The sequence below is a fragment of the Roseateles sp. YR242 genome, from assembly GCF_900109745.1.
Classification (GTDB): domain Bacteria; phylum Pseudomonadota; class Gammaproteobacteria; order Burkholderiales; family Burkholderiaceae_C; genus Roseateles.
This window is the reverse complement of record NZ_FOAV01000001.1, coordinates 170,151-194,505: the sequence shown is the minus strand read 5'-3', so window position 1 is coordinate 194,505 and position 24,355 is coordinate 170,151. Positions and strand designations below refer to the sequence as shown.

Genomic DNA, 24,355 nt, shown 5'->3' with positions numbered 1-24,355 from the left:
CGCACGGGAAGTACCGGCGGGGCGAATGTTTCGTCCTGTCTTATTCGGCGCCACCCGGCGCCACAACCCCCCGGAAGTCCGCTTCCGTATCCAAGGAGAGAGTCATGTCTAGTGGAGCATCTATCGGCGGCAGCGCGTCCGCAGGCGCATCGGCAACCATGGATCAGATGATGAACCAGATGGAAGCCCAGAACGTCCAGCAGATGAAGAACAACCTGCAAATGGGCCGCATGAGCCAGGAAGCTTCGATGTCTGAAGCCCTGGGCAAGAAGTTCAAGGCCGCGGGCGACAGCGTCAAGGGCCTGGTCTGACGACGCAGACGGCGCGATAGGCACGTCGGCCCTGCACGGGCCGATGTGCCCCTTCCGTGCATCGCAAGGAGAACCCCATGTCCAGCGTGAATGCGGGAGCCGCCCTTGGCGGCGCTTCGTCAGCCGGCGCGTCTGCCACGGCGCAGTCGCTGATGGACCAGATCGCGGCCCAGAGCAAGCAGACCCTCGCGAACAACCTGGCGATGGGGCGCATGAGCCAGGAAGCGTCGATGTCTGAAGCCCTGGGCAAGAAGTTCAAGGCCGCTGGCGACAGCGTCAAGGGACTGGTGTGAACCGCGCTGCGCGCACGGCGCGTCACCGCATCCAATCTCTGTCGGAGCGAACAACATGAGCATGACGATTCAATCGCCATTGAACCTGGCCTTGCAGGGCATCCAAAGCCCTCTGGCCGGCATTCAGCAGGCGCTTCAGGGACTTCAACAAGGTCTCCAGGGCCTGCAGCAGCTGCTGCAGCCGCTGGAAGGCCTCCTCAAGAATCCGTTGGCCAGCGCCCTCAGCGGTGCCGGCCAGGGCGTGGCGCAGGCCCTGGGTGGCCTGGGCGGCGGCGCCGCCTCGCCCTTGGGTGGCCTCGCCGGCCTGGGCCAGGCGCTGGGCGGCATCGGCCAGGGCCTCGGTGGCCTGGGCCAGGCGCTGGAAGGCATCACGCAGGGCCTGACGCAGGGCCTGAACCCGTTCGGCCAGGGCGGCCTCGGTGGCGCGCTGGCCCAAGGCCTGGGTGGCCTGGGCGGCGGACTGGGGGCGGCGCTGGGCCAGGGGCTCGGTGGTGGTCTGGGTGGTGGCCTCGGTGGTGGCCTCGGTGGTGCCATCAACGGCCTGGCGCAGGGTCTCAACGGCGTGAACCAGGCCATCGGCGGTCTTGGGCAGGCCGCGTTGGGTGGCGCCAGTGGCCAGTTGATGGAGTCGCTGGGCAAGGCCATCGAAGGCCTGGGTGGCGCCCTGGGTGCGGCCGGCGCATTGGCCGGCACGCTCAACAACCTGGGCACCAACGGCCAGGGCGCGATGACGCCGGACCGGGCCATCCAGTCGCTGGCCAAGGGCATGCAGGACTCGGGCATGAAGATGCTCAGCGGCAAGGACCTGGACGATGCCAGCAATGGCATCCGTCCCAAGGGCATGAAGCCCGAGGACTTCACGCCCGAATTCCAGGCCGCCTGCAAGTTCCTGAAGAGCGACGCCGGCAAGGACACCCTGCGCAAGCTGGACACGGCGGATGCGGACAATGCCGGCCAGGGCCTCCTCAAGGGCCGCCCGGACGGCAACATCGGCCTGGGCGACGTGACCGCCGCGCTGCAGAAGTCCGGCCTCAACGGCGGCCAGCGCGACACGGTCTCGACCCTGCGCGAGAACTTCAACGCCCTGTCCAAGGACGGCAAGACCTTCGACATGGACACCGTGCGCAACGTCGCCAACGGGCAGGCCATGCCTGACGGCAACCAGCCGTCCGGTGAACTGGTCCAGGCCTGCCAGAAGTTCCTGAAGGACACCGCACTGAATCTGGCCGTGGACAACGCCCAGAAAGTGTCCGAGGGCAAGTTCAACCAGCAGGGTGACCAGAAGTTCAGCCTGAAGGATCTGGACAAGACGCTGGCGCGCGCCTGACCCCCCACGGCCCCCGGGCGGACGCCCGGCCGGGGGCCTTCCCACGAGCCCTGGAGCAGACATGATTGATCCCCAACTGCAACGCAAAGATTTCGTCTCCGGCCTGGTCGGCCTGGTGAGCCTGGCGGTGGACCGCGAGCGGCTCGACGATGCCGAGACGCTGCTGGGCGCCGTGCGCCAGCTGCGCCCCAAGGTGTCCCAGCTGGACTTCTTCGAGGCCTGGATCGCGATGAAGCGCGGGCACTGGATCGACGCCATGCGCACGCTGCGCAGCCTGGATGCCACCGCGCCGGAGTGGTCGATTGCCCGGGCCTTCCTGGCCTATTGCCAGTTCGCCACCAGCGACAGCGGCTGGCGCGCCACTGCCGAAGACGTGCTGCAGACCTCCACCAACCCGGAGGCGCTGGAGATGGCCCGCACCCTGCTGAATCCCGAAGACGCGGAAAGCAGCACCGAGGCCGCTGGCGACACCACTCCTGCGCCCACCCTGCTGCCGCTGGATCTGTCGCAGATGGCCTACATGCGGGCCTGAGGAGCAGCCATGACCGACCCGATCCAGGCCATCTCCGCCCAGGAGCTGATGAAGCAGGCCACCACCTCGACCCCCGACCTGCAGGCCCAGGCCCAGCGGTTCGAGCAGTTGATGGCCCGTGAACCGCAGCCGGACGCGGCGGCCACCCGGGCCCAGCCCGTTGCGGGCGTGGATTCGACCATGGGCAGAACCCTGCACACGCTGGATGATGCGTCGCGCCAGGTCACTGCCGACATGCAGCGTTTCGTGGCCGAGGCCCCCACCATGGACCTGCAGACCCTGACCACGCGGTCGATGGAGCTCAACCTCCAGGTCGCCACCCAGGGCCTGCAGTTCACCGCCTGCACCTCGGTGGCGCAGAGCAGCAAGAACGGCCTGCAAACACTGATGAAGAACCAGTGACATGACTGCCCAAGACCTCGCCTCCGGTCCCTGCGGTCACCCTGGTCGCCATGGCCATCGCGCGCTTGCCGGCCTGTGGCCACACGCCTCGCGCATGGCCGGCGCCCTGGTCCTGCTGGCGCTGGTGGCCTTGCTGTCGGCCTGCAAGACCGACCTCTACACCAAACGCACCGAGGCGGAAGCCAATGAGATGGTCTCCGCGCTGCTGCAACGCGGCGTGGACGTCGAGAAGAAAAGCGGGGACGGGGGCAAGACCTGGAACGTCGCCGTGGAGGAGAAGGACGTGGTGAACGCGCTGGACATCCTGCGCGCCAACGGCCTTCCGACCGACAAATACGTGTCGCTGGGCGACATGTTCAAGAAGGAGGGGCTGATCTCCACACCGACCGAGGAGCGGGTGCGCTTCATCCACGGTGTGTCGCAGGAGCTCTCCAGCACGCTGTCGAAGATCGACGGGGTGATCGTGGCCAAGGTGCATATCGTGCTGCCCAACAACGATCCAATGTCCACCACCGTGAAGCCCTCCAGCGCTTCGGTGTTTGTCAAATACCGGCCCGAGATCGATGTGCCGCAGCTCGCGCCGTCCATCAAGAGCATGGTGGCCCGCAGTGTCGAAGGCCTGACCTACGACAACGTCACCGTCACGCTTGTGCCGGGCGCCATGCTGCCGTCGTCGCCTCGGCACCCGGCTGCCGAGGCGGCCTGGCCCTGGGTGGTCGGTGCGGGCCTGACGCTGCTGCTGCTGGCTGGTGCTGCACTGGGCCTCATCGCCTGGAAGAAACCGGGCTGGTTGCCGCCTGCCCTCAGCCGCCGGCTGCCCGTGCCTGGCGCAGCGCCGTTGGCCGCGACGGCGGGAGGGGACTGAGCATGTCCGCAGTGCTGGCCTCCCGGTCTGCCGCCGAAGCCGCCGGCCCCTTGCCGCCCCGCGGCGACACGACGCATATGCCCGGCAGCCACGCGACCGATATGCCCAGCGGCGACACCATCGCCCGGCTGGCGGGTTGGGCGGTCGCCTTCGATGCCAAGCTCTGCGGCCTGGCCGAGGACCTGGACACCAGTTGGCGCCAGGCCTTGTTGGGGCCCTGGTCCTTTCTGGACGCCATGCCGCCAGAGCGCGCAGCCGTGCTGTGGCCCCGCCTGTGGCGGGACCGGCTGGCGCACGAGGGTCACTGGCCCGCGCTCGGTCGCTTCGACGATCCGCTCACCCGGCTGTGCCTGCTGCCCCGTGGCGACCTGTTGCAACGCCTGTGCACCCTGGCCTTGGCCCGGCGCCCTGGCGTGCTGCGTTGCTGCATCGACCGCAGCGTGCGGGCGCCCTTGCAGCGCGCGTTGGGCGACACCTTCAGCGTGTTGTCCACGTTCAGCCCGCAGGGGCGGCCGGTGGATGCCGCGCAGGCCGCCTGGTCCCCGGTGCAATGGGCTTGCGTCGGTTTTGCCGACTGGTCCGCGGCGCTGGCCGGGGATAGCCGGCTGATCACAACCTTGGTGCGCTGGTCTCTGCCGCGCCAGGCGCTGGACCAGGTCCTGGATGCCGCGCCTGTGCCGGCGGAGCGCCCGGTGGCGGCCGCTCTGGCCGCACTCGGGCAGGCGGAAGTGACGTGGCCATGCTGATCTGGTGGCGTGCAGACGCGACGGACGGCGGCGCCGGCCGAGCTGGCGCCGATGGCCCTGGCGAGGCTGGGGCGCCCGATGGCGTGCTGCGCGCGGAGCAGGTCGCAGCCCTGCGTGAGGTGGCTGAGATCCGGCGTGAGGCCAGCGCGCAGGCGGAATTCCTGATCCTGCAGGCGCAGGCCCAGGCCGATCAGTTGCTGGCCGATGCCCAGGCCCAGGCCGAGGCCCTGATGCAAGATGCCCAGGCGCACATCGACGCGGCCTGCCAGGCCGGCCGGGCCGACGGGGAACGCCAGGCGGCCCTGGCCTGGCATGAACGCCAGGCCGGTCAACTGTTGGACCAGGCCGAAGCGGTGCGTGGCCTGCATGAGAAGCTGGCCGATGTGGTCACCAGCGCGGTCGAACGCATCGTCCAGAACGGTGACCGTGCCGCCCTCTATCAGCGGGCCCTGCGCAGCGTGCAGACGCTGTCGCGCTCCGCGACGGCATTGACCCTGAAGGTCAGCCATCAGGACTTCGAAGCCGCCCGCGACGGTATTGCCGCAGTGCCGGAGCTGCAGGGGGCAGGGCTCAACGTGGAGGTGGTGGTGGACCCGGCGCTGCCCATCGGCAGCTGCCTGTTCGAATCCAACTTCGGGGTGGTGGATGCGAGCCTGGATACGCAGCTGAACGCCTTGCGCCAGGCCATGGCGCGTGCGGTGCGCCGCGCCATCGCGGAAGGTTGATCGCATGAATGCCCCGGAGCGTCTTGCCCCGCTGAACCTGGACGACCTCGGCCGCTGGATGGAACTGGAGCTGGCGGGCGCGCAGACGCTCAACCGCACCGGCAAGGTGACCGAGGTCATCGGTACGCTGGTGCGGGCTGGCGGCCTGAACGCCAAGGTGGGCGAGATGTGCCACCTGATCGATTCGGACGGTGCGCTGCTGCAGGTGGCGGAGGTGATCGGTTTTTCGCAGGGGCAGACCATCCTGTCTCCCTTCGGTTCCATCCTGGGTGTGGCGCCGGGCCGTACGCAGGTGGTGGGGCTGGGGGAGATCCAGCGGGTGCCCGTCGGTGACGCGCTGCTCGGCCGTGTGGTGGACAGCCTGGGGCAGCCGGTCGACGGCGGCCCGGCCATCGTCTGCGACGAGCACCGCCCCGTGTTTGCCATGCCGCCCAGCCCGATGGAGCGGGAGATGATCGAGCACGCACTGCCCACCGGCGTCAAGATCATCGACGGCATGATCACGCTGTGCGAGGGCCAGCGCATGGGCATCTTTGCCCCTGCAGGGGTGGGCAAGAGCACGCTCATGGGCATGCTGGCGCGCGGCACGCAATGCGACATCAGCGTCATCGCGCTGATCGGCGAGCGGGGCCGCGAAGTGCGGGAGTTCATTGAGATCATCATGGGCAAGACCGGCATGGCGCGGTCGGTGGTGGTCTGTGCCACGTCGGACCGCTCCTCCATCGAGCGCGCCAAGGCGGCCCATGTGGCCACCGCCATTGCCGAGTATTTCCGCGACCGGGGCCTGCGGGTGCTGCTGATGATGGATTCGCTCACCCGCTTTGCACGGGCGCAGCGGGAGATCGGCCTGGCGGCGGGCGAGTCACCCGCCCGGCGCGGTTATCCACCCTCGGTGTTTGCCGAGATCCCGCGCCTGCTGGAGCGCACCGGCATGGGGGCCACCGGTTCCATCACGGCGCTCTACACCGTGCTGGCCGAGGACGACAGTGGCAGTGATCCCATCGCCGAAGAAGTGCGCGGCATCCTGGACGGCCACCTGATCCTGTCGCGCAAGATCGCGGCTCGCAACCAGTATCCGGCGATCGATGTGCTGGGCAGCCTCAGCCGGGTGATGTCCCAGGTGGTGGCCAAGGAGCACCAGGCCGCCAACGGCGCGCTGCGCAAGCTGATGGCCAAATATGACGAGATGGAGCTGCTCATCCAGATGGGGGAGTACAAGCCCGGCAGCGACGCCTTTGCGGACGAGGCCGTGCGCAAGCAATCCGCCATCCGCGACTTCCTCAACCAGGCCACCAGCGATCTGCGTCCGTATGAACAGACCATCGCTGAACTGGCGGCACTGGTGAATGGCTGAGCGCGGCGGCATGGGCATGCTCGCTTCATGGGGACGGCGCGTGGTGCCGGCGGGCCATGGCGGCTGACCTGCGTGCCCTCAAGACCCTGCTGTGGGCCAAGCGCCGCCGCCTGGACGGGCTGTCTGCCCAGGTGCAATCGGAGACCGCACGCCGGGACGCGGCGGCCGGTGCCCATCAGGCCGCCCTGACGCATCACGAGGCCTGTTTGATGGATGTGGCGGCCTGCACCGACCGTATCGACCGGATGGTCCGTTCCCCCTCGTTGGTGCCGCAGGACGCGGTGACCATGCGCCATGTGAAGGATGGCCTGGAGGTGTTGGCGGCCAAGGCGGCGGAGGGCGTGCAGGCGGCCGCCGTCCAGTTGGCCCAGGCGCAGGAGGGACTGACGGCGGCCGTTCTGGCCCTGCAACGGGCGGAACAGCAGATCGAACAGCTGGAGGATCGCCGACGCCGCCGACTGGTCGAGATGGATCAGGAGGCGGAGGACACGCAAGACGAGGAGAGCGAGGAGGCGGCCGTGGCCCGGCGGCTGGCGCAGGCCCGCTCGGCGGCCGGGCCCTCGGCCCTGGACGACGACAGGGAGGCGGCAGTGGCAGTGGCGGAGCAGGGCGCATGAACGAGATGTTCAACGGGTTCAGCGGCATCATCGGCGCTGGCACGGTGCTGCAGGAGGCGGTGATGCTGCTGGCGGTGTGCCTGCTGCGTGTGTATGCCATCTTCCTGGTGCTGCCCGCCACCAGCGACCAGGCCCTGCAGGGGCCGGTGCGCAACGGCCTGTGCATCTGCCTGGCCCTGTTCATCGCCTGGGGTCAGCCCGCCAGCCTGGTGCACGACATGGACATGGTGCGGCTGGTCACCACGCTGGGCAAGGAGGCCATGATCGGCCTGGTGCTGGGGTTTGCCGCCTCCACGGTGTTCTGGGTGGCCGAGGGGGTGGGCGTGCTCATCGATAACCAGGCGGGCTACAACAACGTCCAGCAGACCAATCCGCTCAGTGGCGAACAGAGCACGCCGATCGGCAACCTGCTGTCCCAGCTGGCCATCAGTGGCTTCTACCTGCTGGGCGGCATGATGGTCCTGACGGGCCTGCTGTTCGATTCGTTCCACTGGTGGCCCATCGGGCGGCTGGCGCCAGCCTGGTCGACCATGCTGGAGGACTTTGTCCAGGTCCAGACCGGCCACTATCTGGAGACGATGATCAAGATCGCTGCCCCGGCGCTGCTGGTGCTCATGCTGATCGACCTGGGGTTTGGCATCCTGTCCAAGACGGCGGACAAGCTGGAGCCCAACAACCTGGCGCAGCCGGTGAAGGGCGCTGTGGCCATTGCCATGCTGTCGGTGCTGGTGGCGGTGTTCTTCGAGCAGGTGCGGCCGGCGTTGTCGCTGCAGGCGCTGTCGGCGGAGATGGGGCAGTGGGCGAGGGCGAGCCAGGCGGTGGGGGCGCCGGCGGCACTGCCGGCAACGCCCGCAGCCGCCGTACCCTCAGCGACTGGTGCGTCCCATGCACCCGGTGGACCCGGTGCACTCGGTGCACCCAAAGCGCCTGATGCGCCAGCTACACAGGCTTCAGGCCCGTAGCCAGGTGTAATCGCCCTGCGAGAGGCTCTCGAACATCTCGTCTTCCGCCAGCAGGATGTTCTCGCGCCAGTAGCGGCCGTGCTCGACATAGTGGTTGATGGTGTCGGCCAGGTAGGGGCCATCCACGCCTTCGAGCATCGGCACCCGCACCACCAGCAGCACCAGCCCGGAATCTGCATCCAGCCCGAGCTGGGCCTGATCCTGCGCGTACAGGCTGAGATTGGCCTCCAGCATCAGCCGGTAGACGCGCAGGCTGCGGCCGGAGGTGACGCTGCCGAAGGCGAAGTTCAGGTAGAGCGCCTCCGGGTCGTTGTCGTAATAGCCGAGCAGCACTTCAAAGCCCTCGACTTCCAGCGCATTGCGCGCAATGGCCGCATCGGCGTCGGGCAGGCCCACGGCGTCGCAGAGGTCCCGGATGAGTTGCTGATAGTGCTGCATGTTCATGATGTGGGCTCCTGGGTGGGCCGGCGCTCCAGCGCCCGTTGCAGGACCGCGCTGCGCGCTTGGGCGCCCTCAGCCACTGGCGCAGCGGGTCGGAACATCGCGCGCAAGGCGTCCAAGGGGTAGAGCAGGTTCGCATGCCGCTGGGCCTGCGTGGCGGCGGCCGGCGGGCCGTTGGCCGCGCACCAGGCGATAGCGGCGGCCTTGATGTCTGCCAGGGCTGGCGGCTGGGCGTCCGGCGGCAGGTGGCGGGCCACAGCGGCCCGCGTGGCCAGGCGCAACGCACTGGCGGCCCCCTCGCTGCCACCTTTGAAATAGAGCGAAGCGTGTGCCTCCAGCAACGACGCCAGCGGCAGTCCCACGGCGGTCGGCGGGGCGCTGAGCATCTGCGCTGCGGGCAGGCGGCTGCGCCGCAGCGCGGCCCCTTCCTGCACCGCCATGTTGGGCGGTGGAGGCGGTGCCTGCGGCGGTGAACCGATCGACCGGGGGCCCTGCCGGTCGCTGCCGGGGCGGCTCTGGCGTTCCGTGGCGCCGCCCGCAGCCGCCGTCTGGCGGCCACCTCCGGTACCCGCGCCAGCCAGGCTCAAGGCATCTTCCGTGGGCAGTGGATGTTCTTCTTCCTGGTGCGCTGCCGCAGCGCCTGTAGACGCCGGTCGGGGCCGCGGTTTCGCCGCCGGGCCCGTATTGCGGCGTGCCGGTGATTGCGGTCTTGGCGCATGCCGGTAGGCCACGCCCTTGTGCATGCCGCCTGCATAACCATGGCCGGCATGGCGGTTCCTGCCGGCGTCATGCGTCTGCTGGGTTTGCTGGGCCTCGGCGCTGTGCCGGGTGCGGTCGAGTCTCATCGCTGAAACACGGCGGTGAAGAGGTTCTCGCTGAATTTCATCAGCGTGGATCCGGCCCAGGGCGCCGTCACCACCACCACACCAGTCACTGCCAACAGCTTGATGCCTTGCGAGATGCTGGAATCCTGCAGCGAGGTGATGGCCTGGAAGAACGAGACCAGCAGGCCGACCAGGGCCGACACCGCCACGGCAGGCAAGGACAGCAGCACACACATCATCAGCGCTTCGGAGGTGAGCTGCACCACCAGGTCATAGGTCATTCACATCTCCTGTCCCGAGGTTCGCAGGGTTCTCATGGCTGGGCAGGTGGCCTCGCGCCATCAGCGGTAGGTCAGCACCAGCCCATGCACCAGGCGCGACCAGCCGTCCAGCGTGACAAACAGCAGCAGCTTGAACGGGATGGCCACATTGCTGGGCGTCACCTGGGACAAGCCCATGGCCAGGAGCACGTTGGCAATCACGATGTCGATCACGATGAAGGCCAGATACAGCAGGAAGCCGATCCGGAAGGCGGCCGTCAGCTCGCTGAGCAGGAAGGCCGGCGCCAGGACGATGAGGTCGTCCTTCTTCAGCGCCGCCGCCTGGTCGCTCGGCCAGATGATGGCCGCGGAGCGCAGGAAGAATTGCTTCTCGCGTTCCTCCGCATGTTTGTCCAGAAAACGCCGGAATGGCTCGCGGGCGGAATCGGCCGCCTGCATCAGGGTCTGGGTGCTGGTGCCACCGCCCTGGATGCCCTTGGTCGCATCAATGAACACGGGCGCCATGATGTAGCAGGAGATGATGATGGCCACGCCGTTGAGCACCATGTTCGGGGGCACCTGCTGCACGCCAATGGCGTTGCGCAGCAGGCCCAGCACGATGGAGATCTTGGTGTAGGAGGTGACCACCATCGCGGCGAACGGCAACGCCGCCAGCGCCAGCAGCACCAGGAACAGCGCAACCGGATCAGCGTGCTGCAGCGGCGTCATGCGAGAACTCGAGGCGGGTGATGCGAACGCCCAGTTGGTCGCCAATGGCGATCAATTGGCCCAGGCCCAAGGTGCGGCCATGGCACACCAGACGGACCTCCGCTTCCTGCAGGGGAACGTCCAGCTCCACCGCATAACCGGGCTGCATGCTGGCCAGCTCCGCCAGGCTGACCCGTGCGGTGCTCAGCTCGAAGGCCACCGGCAGCTGCAGCGATTCGAGCGAACCGGCTGCGGGTGGCGCTTCGATGCCGTGGGCACCCTCGTTGGGGTCAAGGTCGGCCGGATCGTCGGTCGACATGGGCGATTCGGCAAGGTGCACGGTGAACTCCTGGGGGTCGAGATGAAGGCGAGCCTGCAGCACGTGGCCCACGCCGCAGCGCAGCCACGCAGACTGGCCACTTGCCAGCACGGCATCACCGGGGCGCAGCGTGCGCAGTACCTGCGGCGACAGCGCGCGTGTGAAGAGGCGGATGACCGGGCGTAGCAGGCAGCCCGCCATCGGGGTGAGGTCCACGCCTGGCTGGGCCATGGTGGCGGCCATGTGGTCCAGCAGTGAAGGCTCCGCCTCCAGCAGGGCCACGGGCATGGCCCCGCCGAGAATGCAGGGCACGCGGGGGCCGGGCGGCAGCGGCTCGATGCGGACCAGCCGCAAGGGGCCCAATGCAGGCGCCAGCGCCTGGGCCCAGTCGTCCAGCAGCAGCATCACCACGGCGCACGCCGTGTCGTGCGGCTGATGGGACAGCGCCAGTTGCAGGGCCGGACTGTCGGCGGCGTCCAGGCCGAGCTGGAAACGGCCATGGGCCGACTCGACCGTCAGGCGCCAGGCCGCGTCGGGTTGCCGCAGGGCGACACCCAGGCTGGCCTGTTGCAGCGTGGCACGCAGCCATGCGCAGAAGCGGCTGTCCTGGGTGATGCGAGACAGCGCCGCGTCAGCGGGGCTCATCGAGGGCAACCGGCCGGCCAGCCCGTTGCCGCTCGCCAGGGCGGTGGTCGCAGCGGTGGTGGGCAGTGAATTCATGTGAGCTCGATGTCGATGTGCCGGTCGCCGGGAAGCGCGCGGACCAGCAGCGCGCGCAATTGCGCCTGATGCGCCGAAATTAGGTGGAATGACCGGGTCGAGGCCGTGCTGAAGCGAAGCTGCAGGTGATGGCGCGAAAACGTCATCCGCAGCTCGGTGTGGGGCAGGGCTTCGCCGTCCAACGGCACCTGGATGGTCCAGCTGTGGAAGCTGGGCTCGCTGCCGTGGCACAGGGCCGCCACGGTGTGAGCCACGCCGTCGGCCCAAGCGTCGGGTGGCAAGGTCTCCATGACGGGTGCCACGGGCATGGGGGGCGGGACCACCACCGCATCGACATCATCGATTTCATCGCTCCCATCGACCGTCTGTTCCTCCGCTGCACGGGCGCTGGCAGAGCCTGCGGCCGATGGCGCGGTGAGGGGCCGTGCCATGGTCCGTGAGAACGTATCGGTCTGGGTCGCGGTGGGGCGGGCGGATGAGGACGACGCCGGGGAGGGCCGAGCCGTTGAGGCCGATGGGCGCGTCGTTGAGTGCTCCCGTGGCGACGGATGATGCGGCCGGGTGGGCCGCTCCTGCGGCATCGCATCGTGGGTGGGCTCTTGATGCCACGGAGGTGGCGCCGCAGCGGCAGGCTCCATCGCTGCAATGGGCGACGCCACCGCCCGGCGTGGACCACCCAGTGCGCGGCGAAAGCGCTCTTCATGGCGCGGGTCCACCGGTCGCGGCAACTCGGTGGGTGCATCCCCCACCGTGATGCGCCGGATGCGGCGGATCTCTTCGTCCGTCATCCGCGCCGCCTGATCAGGCCGCCACACGGCCCAGCGGCCGCAGTTCCACCTGGTGGCCCAGCTCCTGGTAGGAGTAGACCCGCAGCCCCTCGAGGCGCGTTTCGATGATCTTCTTCACATAGCGGCGGATGTCCATGGACGTGATGACCGCCACCCCGGGCTCGGGGCTTTCACCGGCCAGCCTCAGCACCTTGTCGGTGATGGCGGCGGCGCTCTCCGGGGCCATGGCCAGGTAGTTGCCGGTCGGGGTCGGCTTGATGCACTGGCGGATCGCCTGCTCCACGCCCGGATCCAGCAGGATGGCCGACACATAGGGCTTGCCGGCGCTGGCCTCGAACGCCAGGTAGCGACCCAGGTCGCCCCGCACATACTCGGTCAGGAGCAGCATGTCTTTTTCCTTCGGTCCCCAGGTGATGAGACTCTCGAAGATGCTGCGCACATTGCGGATCGGCACCTGCTCCTCCAGCAGCCGCCGCATCACCTCCGCGATGCGCTGCACCGGCAGGATCTTCTGCACCTCGGCCACCAGGCCGGGATAGTCCGCGGTGGCCTTGTCCACGATCCACTGGATCTCCTGCACGCCCATGAACTGATGGGCGTTGCGGCGCAGCAGCAACATCACCTGGCGCGCCATCACCTGTTCCACATCCAGGCATTTCGCGCGTTCCGCCTCGGGCACCTCGTTCGCGGGCATCCAGGCGGAGTCCGGTTGTTCCAGCACCGCGCCGTGCTGCTGCGCGGCGGCGGCCCACGCGGGCGCGGTCGCGGCGGCAGCCAGGGTGGTGGGCAGCAGGAGCAGCCTGCCTGGCAAGGCCACGTGGCGCACCGGCACGTCGTTGATCAGGACGTCAAAGCGCAGGTCGGCCAGCGCCGTGTCCACCCACATGCACACGCCGGGGAAGGGAACCCCCAGCATCGACTGCAGCTGCACCCGCTCACGCTCCATCGCCTGGTTGAGCTGGTCGGGCATCAGCAGGGCCGCCAGCGCGGGGGACATGCGCACCGCCAGCGGCCGGGCGAAGTGCGGGGCCTCCTGCATGATGGACGGGGCATCGCCCTTGGCGCCTTCGCGCTGCAGGGCCGCAATGGGTGCAGAAAGGCTTTGCGCCTCGCCCGAGCGACGCTGCCGCGCCAGGTAGCGGCCGGCCATGGCCAACCCGATGCCCAGCGCCAGGAATTGCAGCGCCGGAAAACCCGGCACGGCAGCAAAGGCGATCACCAGGCCTGCCGCCAGGTACATGGCCCGCACGTTGGCCGTCATCTGGGCCACGATCTCCTGGCCCAGCGAACGCGGTTTCTTCTGGTGCTCGTCGGCCACGCGAGTGATGAGCACGCCGGCCGCCACGCAAATGAACAGCGACGGGATCTGCGACACCATCGCATCCCCGATCGACAGCACGGCAAAGCGGTTTGCGGCTTCACCGGCGGTCATGCCGTGGTACATGATGCCCACCACGATGCCGGCCAGGATGTTCACCAGCGTGATGATCAGGCCGGCGATGGCGTCGCCCTTCACGAACTTCATGGCGCCGTCCATGCCGCCATGCATCTGGCTTTCCATGCCCAGCAGGGCGCGCTTGCGGCGCGCCTCGTCGCCGGAGAGCAGCCCGGCACGCAGGTCGGCGTCAATGCTCATCTGCTTGCCCGGCATCGCATCGAGCGTGAAACGGGCGCCGACCTCGGCCACCCGCTCCGAGCCCTTGGAGATCACGATGAACTGAACCACCGTGATGATGATGAACACCACGATGCCCACCACCAGGTTGCCGCCCACCACCAGTTCACCGAAGCTCTCGATCAGATGGCCGGCATCGGCATGCAGCAGGATGGACTTTGTCGAGGCGATGTTCAGCGACAGCCGGAACAGCGTGGTGAACAGCAGCAGCGAAGGGAAGGACGACAGCGCCACCGCATTGGGGATGAACAGCGAGGTCATCAGCAGCAGCACACTCACCGCCAGGTTCACCGCCAGCAAGGTGTCGATGGCCACCGTGGGCAGCGGCAGGATCATGAGCCCCACGATCGCAACGACCAGGAAGCTCATCGCCAGGTCATTGCCCCAGGTGCTCTTGTCGGTCAGGGCCTTGCTCATCATGTACTCCTGGCAGTGGCCGCGCCACGGTCCTTGGCGGGGCCGACGCCGTCCAGCATCGCCACCCAGCGCAGGACGGTGGCCACGGCCTCGAACAGCGCCTCGGGCACGGTGTCATCCACCGGCACCTTGAAGAGGGCACGGGCCAATGGCGGATCACCGACGATCGGCACCCCCGAGGCCTCGGCAATCCGGCGTATTTCCATGGCCTGGGCGTCCGCGCCCTTGGCCACGATGATGGGCAGTGGCGTCTCGCCAGGCCGATACCGCAGCGCCACCGCATAGTGGGTCGGGTTGGTGACCACCACCGACGCCTGCGGCACCGTGCGCGACGGGTTGCTGTTGGCGATCTCATGCGCGAGCCGCTTGCGCTGGCCCTTGAGCATCGGGTCGCCTTCCATCTCCTTGTATTCGCGCTTGACCTCGTCCTTGTCCATGCGCTGGTCCCGGATGAAGAGCCAGCGCTGCAGGGCAAAGTCCACCGGGCCGATGACGATCAGGGCGATGACGGCCGCCACAAAGAGCTTGAGCATCGCGCTCCAGGCGATGGCTGCCACGCCCATGGGGGTCTGCGTGGCGGCGCCCACCATCAGCGGCACCAGGCCGATCGTGATGGCCACCACGACGCAGCCCACCAAAATGGCCTTGAACACGGTCTTGGCGAATTCAATCAACGAGCGCAGCGAGATCAGCTTCTTCAGGCCGGACCCGGGGTTGACCTTGTCGAAGTTGGGAGAAATCGGCTCGAAGGTGATGTTGAATCCCACCTGGGCGAAGGAGGCGATGACCCCCACGAAGATCGCCGCCACCACGAAGGGCAGGACGATCCACAGGCCCTCGATGGCCATGTCGTAGGCGATGACCAGCACGTCGATGTCGTTCTTCACCGCCATCCCGGCACCGCTGGCCAAGGCGAACAGCCGCTCCAGGTGGCCCAGGGCCGTGCTGCCAGCCGCACTCAGGCAGACGGTGATGACCAGAAGACCGGCTGCCGCATTGATGTCCTGGCTCTTTGGCGACTGGCCCTTCTTCTTCGCGTCGTCCAGCTTCTTCTGGCTGGGTTGTTCGGTCTTTTCGCCCATCGCTCAGCCTGCGGGCGCTGCGGCCATGGAGGGGGTGTTGGCGTCGGGGAGTGTCATGCCCAGCAGCAGCAGGTCGCGTCGTTTGCCAAACGCGAGGATCGCGCCGGGCAGGGTCCCCCAGTACTGGAAGTCGAGGCGGCTCAGTACGGCCAGGCTGGGCGCGTTGTCGCTCCAGACGGTGGCCAGCAGGCGGTCCACCCGCCAACCCGGCGCGTGGGCAATGAGGTGTCGCACCAACTGTGTGCCGATGCCGTGGCCGCGCCAGCGCGGCGCCACGTAATAGGAGAACTCATACAGAGGCGAGAGGCCGGGGCGCTCATGCAGGCCGATGGAACCCATCCAGCCCACCGTTTCGCCCTGGATGGTGGCCACCAGCATGGGCCGCCCATACACGCCATGAACGGCAATCAACCGCGTGGCCATGGGCACGCTCATCGGCCCCAGGTAGTTGGCCACTGGTGGGGCATCCATACCCTTCACCTGGGCCAGAACATCGGCGAGCCACCGGGCGCCTTGTTCGGGTGTGACGCCGTCAGGCTGATAGGGCTGCCCGCGCAGGGAGGCGTTGTAGATCGCAGCGATCGCAGTGGCATCGGCCGCGACGGCGGGCCGCAGGACCGAAGGCGGTGCGACGAGATGCGGCGGGGGAGGCCGGTACGGGGTATCCACGGTAAACAGGGCAGCAGCCACAGCGACTCCTTGTGTTGGAGCGCACTGTCGCCGCCGGGGAGCGGGCCGCTCCGGCAGGGGGCGAAGCGATTTGCCTGGAGGCGAACCTGCGGCCTGGGGCGGCCTGGCGGTGACGGGTGCCGAGTTGAGGATTGATGAGGATTTCATCGTGAAGAGATGAAGCCACCATGGCGTGCCTCTGCCTAGCATGGCCGCACCGGGGCGCTGGTGGCGGCGCTCCGAGACACGAAGCAGGAGTTCATATGCTGTTGATGGCACTGGGTCGGCTGGGGCTGGCGGACAAGGATGCAGACGTGGCCAGCGCGATGGCGCGTGGTGATGTTCAGGAAGCCCTGCGGCTGGGGCTGGGGCGGCTGGAGCGGGCCGGGAGCGGTGACGCGAAGGACCTGGATCCGCTGCGTCAGGCCACCCTGGGACAGGTGCTGAGCCAGGCGCTGCTGGCCGCCGGCCGCGAGGAACAGGCCGAGGAATTGATGCAGCGGCAGCTGCGCCATTACGAAGCCTTGCCACGCGCCCGGATGCGGCAGTGGTCGTCCATGGACCGGGGCTATCTGTTCCTGCACATGAACAAGCCTGGACGGGCGGCGGAGAGCTTCAATGTGGTGGCCGATGCGGAGGATGCGCCGCTGCGGCTGCGCATCGAGGCCCTGGCCGGCCTGGCCAAAGCCATGCTGGCCATGGGCGAGCATCGCCGTGGGACCCGCACACTGGCCTTTGCCAGCCGGTTGGCCGAGTCGCCGGACGTGGCGCCGGGCACCCGGCCCTTGCTGGCGGCCATCGGCCTGGAACTGCAGGTGTGCCGTGCGCTGCGGCACTTTGACGACATTGCGGGCGTTGAGCCGGCCAACGAGACGGCCCTGCGCGAATCCCTGCGTTCGTGCGAGCAGGCCCTGCGTGATGTCCCGGCCGTTGTGGCGCGCCTGGACTTCCTGGCTGCGCTGATGGCGTCCTCCGACTCCACGCATGCGAGCGCAGGCGTGGAGGCGCTGTTTGATGGGGTGCGCTGGTACCGTGAACGGCGCATGGCGCCCATGGAAGAGCGGGCCCGGGTGGATGCGGCGCTGGCCCTGCTGGATCGCGGCCAGGCCAGCACCGCCAGCGAGATCCTGGGGCCGTTGGCGGTGGACGATGCCCGCCAACTGCACCACCGCCATGCCATCGAGCTGCGGTATTGCGCGTCGCGGCTGCATGCGATGAATGGTCGGCATCCGGATGCGCTGCGCTGCTACCGTCAGCACGCCCAGCTGTCGCTGGCGCGCCTGCGCTTCGAGCTGACACGGGTGCCGTACTCGCGCTTTCTGGAGCAGCAGGAACGGGCCGACCAGGCGGATGCCGACCAATTGCGGCTGCCCCCGCGTTACCGCCGTGCCTATCAATTCATCCTGGACCACCTGCATGACCGCACCTTGTCCGTGCGCCGCATTGCGGCCGAGATCGACGTCACGGAGCGCGCGTTGCAGATGGCCTTCCGGTCTCATCTGGGCCTGACCCCGGCGGAGTTGTTGAGAAAGCTGCGCATGGCCTGCATCCGTACCGAGTTGCAGCAGATGGCCGGCCGCGACAGCGTGCTGGCCGTGGCGACGCGCTGGGGCATGGCCAACCGGTCCACGCTGGCGCACAACTATCGCCAGCAGTTCGGCGAGGCGCCCAGCGCCACCGCCTCTCCACTGGCGGCCGGGGACCGTGCCTCGGTGGCGGTGGCCGTGGCGTTGGCAACCTCCGCAGCAGGGGCCGCCGCCGGGGCGGCAGAACCACCGCTGGCCATCGTGCTGGGGGCGGGGGCCGAGCACGCCCGGCGCGAGATAGCCGCTGACGGCGCCTGAGGCCTCCCGGTATGCGGTCGGACACCCCACGCCTGCCGGCCCGCGTGCCTGGGGCCGCAGCTCCAGCGGCAGCCCCCGAAGAGGCGCGGGCGGCTGCCAACGGAGGCGACGCTGGTCCCCGGCGTCGCGATGAGGCCGGTGGCCGTCGCGGCGTCTCGGCCCAACGCCTGATGGGCGCCGTGGTTCGCCGCCTGTTCGACGATGCGGACGAGGACCCGCTTATTGGCGAGGCGCCACTCTCGGGTGGTTCTGCAGCGCAGACGGCGGGCGTGGCGGTGGGGCGCGAGAACCGCGATGGGGTGGAGGCACGCGGCCCCGCCGGGCCCGGCCGGCACAAGCGCGGTGGTGCGCAGGCCGAAGCGCGCGGCGTGCGGCGCGCGGGGCCGCAGGGGAACCGCCGCCCGGCGACCGCTGAAGAGAGCGTGTGGGACACGCACACACCAGTCGATGCGGCGGGGGCGAACCTGCCCGTGGTGGCGCCGGAATCACGGATCCAGGCCAGCCGCCATGTGGCGAGCGCCGAAACACCGCGCACGGCGGCGCCAGAGCGAGTGGGGCGGTCGTCCGGGCTGCGCATGGCGAGTTGGGGCGCATTGCTGGCGGCGGTCGCGGCCCTGGTGGTGCTGGTGCTGATCGGTGGATTCGAGGCGCCGGCCTCGTCGTCGACGTCAGGGCCGGAGGCCGGGACGAACGGCCGTCCAGGATCGGATGGTTCGGCCGACGGGGGCGGCTGAGTTTCATGACCGCTATCGCTCAGGATGATGACAGTGCCCCATCGGCTTCGCACCGCCGGCAGATGCTTCGGCCCGCCTGATCCGGTAGCGCTACGCCTGTCCCAGAGTCGGCTGGTCCCAGCGGAGCCTCAGGAGCCGGTTGATGACGGTGTATTCCAGCGGAAGACGGCAGGGCAGTGATGGCAGCGCCATCGAGCTGCAGCGCACGAACAGCCACCTGACGGCCCCCGAGGCCGGTGGATCGTCGGGATCGACGTCTCTGCCAACGACCGCCCTGGGCGGTGGCCTGGCCGCGCGCGGTGGCGCGGCTGCAGCGCAGCAGCCCCGTCGCCCGGGGTCACCTGGTGGGCCGGCGCGGGCCGCCGTGCCGACGCCGACCCTGACGCCGACTCTGACCCCCACCACGACGCCGACCCTCACTGCTGGCGTGGCGACGGCGCATGACCCTGTCGCACCGCCACCGGCGCTGTTGCGGGACTCCGCCACGGCGCAGACGCAGGCGCATGCGGCCCATGCAGCGGTGCCGCAATGGGTCGACCGCGAGGCGGCCGCCCGTGCTGCGCGGGGCCAGGGGCAGACGGCTGCCCAGGACATGACCCAGCGGCAGACCCGTGCCGAAACGCAAGCCACCGCCGAGGCCCAGCGCCGGGACGCCGTCCTGAACACCGCCGAGCAGGCGTTCCAGAGTGCCGAGGCAACCGTGCTTGCCCGCCAGCTGGATGTTGACACCCATCGGGGAGACCTGCAGACCGAGACGGCTCGGCATGGGGTGCTGCATCAGGCGCATGAGGACTTGAGGACGGCCCCGGCCTTTCTCGATGCGACGGCTGGCGTTGAACAGGCCACGGCGCGCCTGCAGATGGCGCAACAGCGCCAGCAGGCAGCGTCTTCATCCGGCACTGCGGGTGGCTCGGCGGCTGGTACGGCGGCAGGCGCAGCCACAGGGACGGCCGCAAGCACCGGCAGCGCGGCTGCAAGCGCTTCCACCGCCACGCCGCCATCCCTGACCCCCGAACAGGAGGTCGACCACGCCAAGGATGACCTGACCCGGCGTCAGGGCGTCCTGCGTCCGCTGGCGGACGGTGTGGAACGCGCCCGCGTGGCGCTGGCGGACTGCGCCGATCGACGGGACGGCATCCAGGAACGTCTGCACACAGCGCAGGGGCGGTTGGGGGAGGCCGAGACCCTCCGGAACCGCGCGCAGACGGCCCGTGACGACGCGCGGATCCCGGTGACCGCGCTGGCAAACGCGCAGCAGACGTTGACCCAGGTCGTTGCCAGCGAGACACCGCATGTGACTGCACACGACACGGCGGCCGGCACGGCGGTGGATCTCGCTGCAGCCGCCACGCGGGCGCGACGAGCCCTGGCGGATGGTTCTTCGTTGGTGGCCGACACCGCCCGGGCCGCCGAGGCGGCCGGTGCGGCCCTGGCGGCGCATGTGCCGGTGCTGGATGCCGCCGTCCGCGCCCACGAGGCGGCGCAGGCACCGCTTCAGGCGGGTGGCGCCTTGCATCAACGTCGGATCGACTGCCAGGAGGCGGTCGCGGCCGCAGAGCAAGCGGTTCACGCAGAGACAGCGGCCGCCGCGTCATCGGCATCATCGGGAGGGGCATCAGCATCAGCATCAGCATCGGCCGCTGCCACCACACCGGCGACCCGGACACCCGCACAGCAGCGCCTGCACGCGGCGAACCAGGACCTGGACCAGGCCAACGCCGCGATCCGCGCGCAGGAGGGGCGGGTGGGCCCCTTGGCCGCCGCCGCAGCGGGGGAGGCGCATGCCCATCAAATGCTGCAAGGCACGGCCCACGACACTGCCGTCGCGGCGAACCAGGCGGAGGCGGCTCGGTTGCAACTGGCGCAGGCGGCTGACCATGCGGACCAGGCCGCCGCCAACAGCATCCCTGGCCGCACTTCGGCGCAGGGGGCCGCCGCCACTGCGCTCAGCGCGATCGAAAAAGCGGTCGAAGACCTTTGCCAGGCCATTCGTCCGGACACAGCCGCGCCAGGTGCTGCGGCCGGCGGTGGTCCCGGCGGCCCGGGTGCCGCCGCAGCGGATGAGCGCACCACCGGCCAACGCGCCAAGGACCTGCTGCTGCGCCGTCCATTGCATGCCTTACAGAACCGCACCGGCCCGGCCAAGCTGGACATCACCGTAGGCCCGTACAGTGGCGCCCGGAGCAACAACACGTCGACGGGTTTCCATAGTGGCCTGCCGCCGGTGAAGACGCCGCACACGGGGACCAGTGCCAGCAGCCTGCGCGCGGTGGATGGCAAGGTGAATACCGCGGCCACCCAGGCGGCGCGGCTGCTGGCGGGCGGTGCCGTCAACGCGGGCCAGGCCGCCCAGGCGCCACAGGCATTTGGCAACGCCGTCGCCTTCTCCGCTGAAGTGGGCCGGATGTTCGGTGCCGCAGCCGGCGCCGCCGCGCCCGACCCGGTGGCGACGGCCTTGGCCAACGCCTTGCTGAACCATCCCAATCCGGACCCGGCGGGGCGACCGGACGGTCACCCCCTGCGCCACGAGCAGGCGCTGCTGGTGGCGACGGTGCTGCGTTCCGTCACCAGCGATCCGGCCACCGCCGCGCAAATCTACAACACCCTGTGGAACAACCCGGCGGCAACACCGGGGGGCGTGACGCAACGCGCACCGCAGGCCTCGCCGCTGGCAGGCGTGGCCAGCACCCCGCAGCCGGATGACGTGGCCCTGGCGGCGCTGACCAATTCTGCAAGGCGCGCGCTGGCCGCCACGTCGGGAGGCATGGCGGCCTTGCTTCAGATCGAGGGCTTGTCCCTGCCGGCGGCCGACCATGCGGACCGGCGGCACGCCGAGCACACCGTGGAGCACTACAAGCTGGGCCTGCGGGCGGAAACCGCGCTGTTCAAGCTGCTCCCTGATTTGGCGACGGCAGTGGGCCCTCGCCAGTCGACACAGGAGATTCGAACGGCCCTGGAGAATCACGCGGACCATGACCGTCTGTCCGACCCCGCCGGCCTGGGCAGGGGCAACCGCAACGGTGATCGCGAGCATGCGGCCACCCTGGCGGCGCAGGCATTCCTCTATGCCGCAGACAATGTGCAGCGGCTGCCCGGATCGCCCGAGCAGGTCCGCGGACTCAAGCCGGCCTACGTGGCCTTGCGCAACGGCTTCACCGAAAGTGGCCAGGGCAGTGAGTTCAACCTCATGACCAAGCGGCTGAGAAAGTTCGTGAAGTACATCGACCTGGCCTGTGCGTCGAAAGTGGCGGGGCACGGCGTCCTGTCGTCGGTGGTCCATCCGCGCAGGACCTTCCGGCGTGGGATCGGAAAGGACAAGACGCCGCTGAAGACCTTGATTCAGGCCGGCCCGCTGGGCTCGGACCTGAGCACCGTGCCCGGAGAACATGCGAAGCGGCTTCGCAGTGCGCTGCAGGACGGCAGCGTCTTGTTGCGCAATCAACTGCGTGCCGTCGGCGGCAACAGTGCTGGCGCTGCAGGCGCCAATGCAAACGCCAACGCCAACGGCAATGCAGCGACTGCCACAGCTGCGGCGGCGGCCACGACCGCCGACCCTGCCGCGCCTGCCGGCGGCCCCACTGCGGGCGATGCCGCAGCCCATGCGCACGCAACCACCATGAGCAACGAGGACCGCACACGCGGCCTCATGCGCCTGGCTGCGATGGACGTGTGGCGCAACCTGGTGCCGGAGAAGCCCGGCCCGCTGCAGGACCTGACGCAGGGCACCCGGCTCACCGAGGCCGCTATCCGCGCCAGGGCGCATGAACTCAACGCGGAGATCTTTGGTGACAACAACACGCAGCCCCCGCCGCTGCATCAGGGCGTTGCCAATGCGGAGGTTGAATCCCAGGTCAGCCGGCCGCTGCTGCCCGGCACCCTGCACGAGTGGTTTGGAGACGGCCGTCTCGCCGATTCGACCCACAAGGCAAATACACCGGCGCTGGACAAGCTGAATGCCGACGTCAACATCCTGCGCGGCAAAGCGGCCGTCGACAGCCAGCTGGAGAAGCTGCAGGCAGACTTTGACAAGTCGGATGTTGCCGGCCGGCGCGAGATTCTTCGCCAGGTGATGATCTCCGTGGTGGCCGGCGGCGACATGACCGACTACAGCGATGGCCGCAAGAACGGGATCGGTGGCGCGTTCGGCTTCATGGCCGCGCAGGTGAATGGCGTGGGGGTGCAAGCCACCGGTGTCACGCCCATGGCGGAATTCAACCTCGACCACACCCGCACGGCGGTGCTGAAGGCCGGGGTCGCTTCCAACACGGGGGTGATCTTTCTGGGCAATGAGCGCAAGGTGACCGAGATGCTGGGCGGCGGCGTGCGCTTCGGCGCGCAGGTGCCGGGTGCCAATGTGTCCGCCCAGGTCATGGCGCGGCTGGGGGGCTCACATCTCTATAGCAAGGGTCTCATGATCCGCACCGACAAGCATGGGTCGGAGCACCAGCAACTGAACGCCGAGCAGACCCGTCGCATGGAATCGGAGAACTGGAAGCGGATGAGCGAGCTGGTGGTGAACTCCGTGTTTGAAATTGCTGACCAGATGACGCCTGCCCAGGCCGCCCGGGCCGCCCGGACGGCTGCGCCCACCGCCGGTGCACAAGCGGCCCCGCCGGTCCGGCCGGAACACGGTGGCGAGATGTGGTCGCAGATGGTTGAAAAGGTCGGCGACTACCGCGACATCTCGTTTGGATGGAACACCGGTGAGGCGCACCAGGTCTCGCTCTCGCTCAGCGTGGAGGGCAACGCCTCCATCAAGCTCGATCCAAAGGGGGTGGGAGGGCGCGCCTCCATCGCCGCCAGCGCAGGGATCAAACATACCCCGTTCAACCGCAGCAAGGCCAGCGAGTCCAAGGGCTCGACCCAGACCACGCAGGCGGCCAGCGGCTCGCGCACGTCGCTGACGGCAGGGGTCAGCGCTGGTTATTCGCACCCGACCATTTCCAATGAGGGCAAGCCCACCATGGCGGTGCTTTCGCGGCACAAGGTCGGCGTGGAGACCGAACTGGTGATCCAGGCGAAGAACGGCACCGTGCGGCTCACCACCATGGATGGCAAGGTGCAGCCCAACGTCTCCTTCAAGCACCGGGAGTTCGCCGTGGAGGACGACTTCGTTAAGCTGGTGAACTCGCAGCGCGACCAATGGGAGCCCCGCCTGGGTGAGCGCCGGGCCGATGGTGTGCTGACGGGCGGGCACGAGGCACTGAATGGTTTCCTGCAGCAGATGGTGAACCTGCCGCCGGGCAACAGCCGGCTGTTCATCGAACGGAAATGCCTGACGCAGGAGGCGGCGGACACACTCACCGCCTGCACGAACCGGCTGGAGGCGCTGGAACGGCCGGGGGCGCCCACCGGCCCGGCGGCGGCTGACCAGATCGCCGAGCTGCGGGATCAGATTGCTGCGCACGTGAGCCAGGAAAGCTCCTGGCAGCCGTTCCGGCTGTTTGTGAACCAGGCGCAGCAACGGTCTCGGGAGTCGGGCCTGGGCGGTGACGCCCGCGCGAGCAACCGGACACCGGATGACCCCCACGCGGCCCCGAGCGGCTTGGCCGAACGATTCGTGGGCGGTGGCAAGGTGACCCTGGGTGGGAAGGTCAACACGGCGCACGGTGGGCGGGACCTGATCACCCTGGACGCGTTGCCCGTACGCCCTTGAATCGGCAGGCAAAGAAAAACGCATAAGGACAGACGGTTTCGGCGCTTTGTGCGCAGAAGCAAGGCGGGAACACTCGGCGCGTTT

Annotated in this window: 23 protein-coding genes; 14 read left to right on the top strand and 9 right to left on the bottom strand. The window is 68.8% G+C overall.

Annotation, left to right across the window (positions count from 1 at the left end):
* Positions 1–104: 104 nt before the first annotated feature.
* From BMY53_RS25265 to sctT, 11 genes are all read left to right on the top strand, one after another.
* The gene (locus tag BMY53_RS25265) at positions 105–311 is read left to right on the top strand and encodes a hypothetical protein (protein WP_143073865.1); all 207 of its coding nucleotides are present in this window, start codon (positions 105–107) and stop codon (positions 309–311) included.
* A 77-nt stretch (positions 312–388) separates the two neighbouring features.
* The gene (locus tag BMY53_RS00865; RefSeq protein ID WP_092942582.1) at positions 389–604 is read left to right on the top strand and encodes a hypothetical protein; all 216 of its coding nucleotides are present in this window, start codon (positions 389–391) and stop codon (positions 602–604) included.
* 55 nt (positions 605–659) lie between these two features.
* A complete protein-coding gene (locus BMY53_RS26635; protein ID WP_143073864.1) occupies positions 660–1,931 on the top strand; it encodes a hypothetical protein in 1,272 nt (423 codons plus the stop codon).
* 61 nt (positions 1,932–1,992) lie between these two features.
* On the top strand, positions 1,993–2,463 hold the full coding sequence (locus tag BMY53_RS00855) for an HrpB1 family type III secretion system apparatus protein (RefSeq protein ID WP_092942576.1): 471 nt from the start codon (positions 1,993–1,995) through the stop codon (positions 2,461–2,463).
* Positions 2,464–2,472: 9 nt separating this feature from the next.
* Positions 2,473–2,865, top strand: coding sequence for a hypothetical protein (locus BMY53_RS00850; protein WP_092942573.1), 393 nt, complete (start codon positions 2,473–2,475; stop codon positions 2,863–2,865).
* A 1-nt stretch (position 2,866) separates the two neighbouring features.
* A complete protein-coding gene (gene sctJ / locus BMY53_RS00845) occupies positions 2,867–3,730 on the top strand; it encodes a type III secretion system inner membrane ring lipoprotein SctJ (RefSeq protein ID WP_255369969.1) in 864 nt (287 codons plus the stop codon).
* A gap of 2 nt (positions 3,731–3,732) precedes the next feature.
* Positions 3,733–4,476 (top strand): type III secretion protein HrpB4, encoded by a 744-nt coding sequence (locus BMY53_RS00840; protein ID WP_092942570.1) that lies wholly within the window; start codon positions 3,733–3,735, stop codon positions 4,474–4,476.
* Complete coding sequence (gene sctL, locus BMY53_RS00835) at positions 4,470–5,201, top strand: type III secretion system stator protein SctL (protein WP_255370013.1); 732 nt, start codon at positions 4,470–4,472, stop codon at positions 5,199–5,201. Before BMY53_RS00840 ends, sctL begins: the two co-directional genes overlap by 7 nt.
* 4 nt (positions 5,202–5,205) lie before the next feature.
* Entirely contained in the window at positions 5,206–6,555 is a 1,350-nt protein-coding gene (sctN, locus tag BMY53_RS00830) for a type III secretion system ATPase SctN (RefSeq protein ID WP_092942564.1), read from the top strand.
* A gap of 56 nt (positions 6,556–6,611) precedes the next feature.
* On the top strand, positions 6,612–7,172 hold the full coding sequence (locus tag BMY53_RS00825) for a hypothetical protein (RefSeq protein WP_092942561.1): 561 nt from the start codon (positions 6,612–6,614) through the stop codon (positions 7,170–7,172).
* Entirely contained in the window at positions 7,169–8,134 is a 966-nt protein-coding gene (gene sctT, locus BMY53_RS00820) for a type III secretion system export apparatus subunit SctT (RefSeq protein WP_255369968.1), read from the top strand. Before BMY53_RS00825 ends, sctT begins: the two co-directional genes overlap by 4 nt.
* On the opposite strand, the gene BMY53_RS00815 is transcribed toward sctT, so the two are convergent.
* The 9 genes from BMY53_RS00815 to BMY53_RS00775 are packed head-to-tail and all read right to left on the bottom strand — an operon-like array spanning position 8,123 to position 16,058.
* Complete coding sequence (locus tag BMY53_RS00815; RefSeq protein ID WP_092942558.1) at positions 8,123–8,578, bottom strand: CesT family type III secretion system chaperone; 456 nt, start codon at positions 8,576–8,578, stop codon at positions 8,123–8,125. The two genes, sctT and BMY53_RS00815, sit on opposite strands and share 12 nt — an antisense overlap.
* The gene (locus BMY53_RS00810; RefSeq protein ID WP_092942555.1) at positions 8,575–9,420 is read right to left on the bottom strand and encodes a hypothetical protein; all 846 of its coding nucleotides are present in this window, start codon (positions 9,418–9,420) and stop codon (positions 8,575–8,577) included. The genes BMY53_RS00815 and BMY53_RS00810 overlap by 4 nt, the downstream gene beginning before the upstream one ends.
* Entirely contained in the window at positions 9,417–9,680 is a 264-nt protein-coding gene (sctS, locus tag BMY53_RS00805; protein WP_092942552.1) for a type III secretion system export apparatus subunit SctS, read from the bottom strand. Before sctS ends, BMY53_RS00810 begins: the two co-directional genes overlap by 4 nt.
* 60 nt (positions 9,681–9,740) lie before the next feature.
* Entirely contained in the window at positions 9,741–10,388 is a 648-nt protein-coding gene (gene sctR / locus BMY53_RS00800; RefSeq protein WP_092942549.1) for a type III secretion system export apparatus subunit SctR, read from the bottom strand.
* A complete protein-coding gene (locus BMY53_RS00795) occupies positions 10,366–11,406 on the bottom strand; it encodes a FliM/FliN family flagellar motor switch protein (protein WP_092942546.1) in 1,041 nt (346 codons plus the stop codon). Before BMY53_RS00795 ends, sctR begins: the two co-directional genes overlap by 23 nt.
* Positions 11,403–12,194, bottom strand: a complete 792-nt coding sequence (locus BMY53_RS00790) for a type III secretion HpaP family protein (protein ID WP_092942544.1) — start codon at positions 12,192–12,194, stop codon at positions 11,403–11,405. Before BMY53_RS00790 ends, BMY53_RS00795 begins: the two co-directional genes overlap by 4 nt.
* A gap of 13 nt (positions 12,195–12,207) precedes the next feature.
* Positions 12,208–14,289, bottom strand: coding sequence for a type III secretion system export apparatus subunit SctV (gene sctV / locus BMY53_RS00785; protein WP_092942541.1), 2,082 nt, complete (start codon positions 14,287–14,289; stop codon positions 12,208–12,210).
* Complete coding sequence (gene sctU / locus BMY53_RS00780) at positions 14,286–15,368, bottom strand: type III secretion system export apparatus subunit SctU (protein ID WP_092942538.1); 1,083 nt, start codon at positions 15,366–15,368, stop codon at positions 14,286–14,288. The genes sctV and sctU overlap by 4 nt, the downstream gene beginning before the upstream one ends.
* A 3-nt stretch (positions 15,369–15,371) precedes the next feature.
* A complete protein-coding gene (locus tag BMY53_RS00775) occupies positions 15,372–16,058 on the bottom strand; it encodes a GNAT family N-acetyltransferase (RefSeq protein WP_177200653.1) in 687 nt (228 codons plus the stop codon).
* 242 nt (positions 16,059–16,300) lie between these two features.
* Here BMY53_RS00775 and BMY53_RS00770 point away from each other — a divergent pair, with 242 nt between their 5' ends.
* The 3 genes from BMY53_RS00770 to BMY53_RS00760 all read left to right on the top strand — a co-directional run bounded on the left by BMY53_RS00770 (position 16,301) and on the right by BMY53_RS00760 (position 24,271).
* Entirely contained in the window at positions 16,301–17,881 is a 1,581-nt protein-coding gene (locus BMY53_RS00770) for a helix-turn-helix transcriptional regulator (protein ID WP_177200652.1), read from the top strand.
* A gap of 11 nt (positions 17,882–17,892) precedes the next feature.
* On the top strand, positions 17,893–18,615 hold the full coding sequence (locus BMY53_RS00765) for a hypothetical protein (protein WP_092942532.1): 723 nt from the start codon (positions 17,893–17,895) through the stop codon (positions 18,613–18,615).
* A 142-nt stretch (positions 18,616–18,757) separates the two neighbouring features.
* Positions 18,758–24,271: a hypothetical protein gene (locus tag BMY53_RS00760; protein WP_092942529.1), complete on the top strand. Its 5,514-nt coding sequence runs from the start codon at positions 18,758–18,760 to the stop codon at positions 24,269–24,271.
* The last annotated feature ends 84 nt before the right edge of the window (positions 24,272–24,355 follow it).

Excerpts from the sequence above, each read along its gene's own strand:
- BMY53_RS25265 (WP_143073865.1), top strand. The coding sequence starts at position 105 with ATGTCTAGTGGAGCATCTATCGGCGGCAGCGCGTCCGCAGGCGCATCG.
- BMY53_RS00865 (WP_092942582.1), top strand. The coding sequence starts at position 389 with ATGTCCAGCGTGAATGCGGGAGCCGCCCTTGGCGGCGCTTCGTCAGCC.
- BMY53_RS26635 (WP_143073864.1), top strand. The coding sequence starts at position 660 with ATGAGCATGACGATTCAATCGCCATTGAACCTGGCCTTGCAGGGCATC.
- BMY53_RS00855 (WP_092942576.1), top strand. The coding sequence starts at position 1,993 with ATGATTGATCCCCAACTGCAACGCAAAGATTTCGTCTCCGGCCTGGTC.
- BMY53_RS00850 (WP_092942573.1), top strand. The coding sequence starts at position 2,473 with ATGACCGACCCGATCCAGGCCATCTCCGCCCAGGAGCTGATGAAGCAG.
- sctJ (WP_255369969.1), top strand. The coding sequence starts at position 2,867 with ATGACTGCCCAAGACCTCGCCTCCGGTCCCTGCGGTCACCCTGGTCGC.
- BMY53_RS00840 (WP_092942570.1), top strand. The coding sequence starts at position 3,733 with ATGTCCGCAGTGCTGGCCTCCCGGTCTGCCGCCGAAGCCGCCGGCCCC.
- sctL (WP_255370013.1), top strand. The coding sequence starts at position 4,470 with ATGCTGATCTGGTGGCGTGCAGACGCGACGGACGGCGGCGCCGGCCGA.
- sctN (WP_092942564.1), top strand. The coding sequence starts at position 5,206 with ATGAATGCCCCGGAGCGTCTTGCCCCGCTGAACCTGGACGACCTCGGC.
- BMY53_RS00825 (WP_092942561.1), top strand. The coding sequence starts at position 6,612 with ATGGCGGCTGACCTGCGTGCCCTCAAGACCCTGCTGTGGGCCAAGCGC.
- sctT (WP_255369968.1), top strand. The coding sequence starts at position 7,169 with ATGAACGAGATGTTCAACGGGTTCAGCGGCATCATCGGCGCTGGCACG.
- BMY53_RS00815 (WP_092942558.1), bottom strand. The coding sequence starts at position 8,578 with ATGAACATGCAGCACTATCAGCAACTCATCCGGGACCTCTGCGACGCC.
- BMY53_RS00810 (WP_092942555.1), bottom strand. The coding sequence starts at position 9,420 with ATGAGACTCGACCGCACCCGGCACAGCGCCGAGGCCCAGCAAACCCAG.
- sctS (WP_092942552.1), bottom strand. The coding sequence starts at position 9,680 with ATGACCTATGACCTGGTGGTGCAGCTCACCTCCGAAGCGCTGATGATG.
- sctR (WP_092942549.1), bottom strand. The coding sequence starts at position 10,388 with ATGACGCCGCTGCAGCACGCTGATCCGGTTGCGCTGTTCCTGGTGCTG.
- BMY53_RS00795 (WP_092942546.1), bottom strand. The coding sequence starts at position 11,406 with ATGAATTCACTGCCCACCACCGCTGCGACCACCGCCCTGGCGAGCGGC.
- BMY53_RS00790 (WP_092942544.1), bottom strand. The coding sequence starts at position 12,194 with ATGACGGACGAAGAGATCCGCCGCATCCGGCGCATCACGGTGGGGGAT.
- sctV (WP_092942541.1), bottom strand. The coding sequence starts at position 14,289 with ATGATGAGCAAGGCCCTGACCGACAAGAGCACCTGGGGCAATGACCTG.
- sctU (WP_092942538.1), bottom strand. The coding sequence starts at position 15,368 with ATGGGCGAAAAGACCGAACAACCCAGCCAGAAGAAGCTGGACGACGCG.
- BMY53_RS00770 (WP_177200652.1), top strand. The coding sequence starts at position 16,301 with ATGCTGTTGATGGCACTGGGTCGGCTGGGGCTGGCGGACAAGGATGCA.
- BMY53_RS00765 (WP_092942532.1), top strand. The coding sequence starts at position 17,893 with ATGCGGTCGGACACCCCACGCCTGCCGGCCCGCGTGCCTGGGGCCGCA.
- BMY53_RS00760 (WP_092942529.1), top strand. The coding sequence starts at position 18,758 with ATGACGGTGTATTCCAGCGGAAGACGGCAGGGCAGTGATGGCAGCGCC.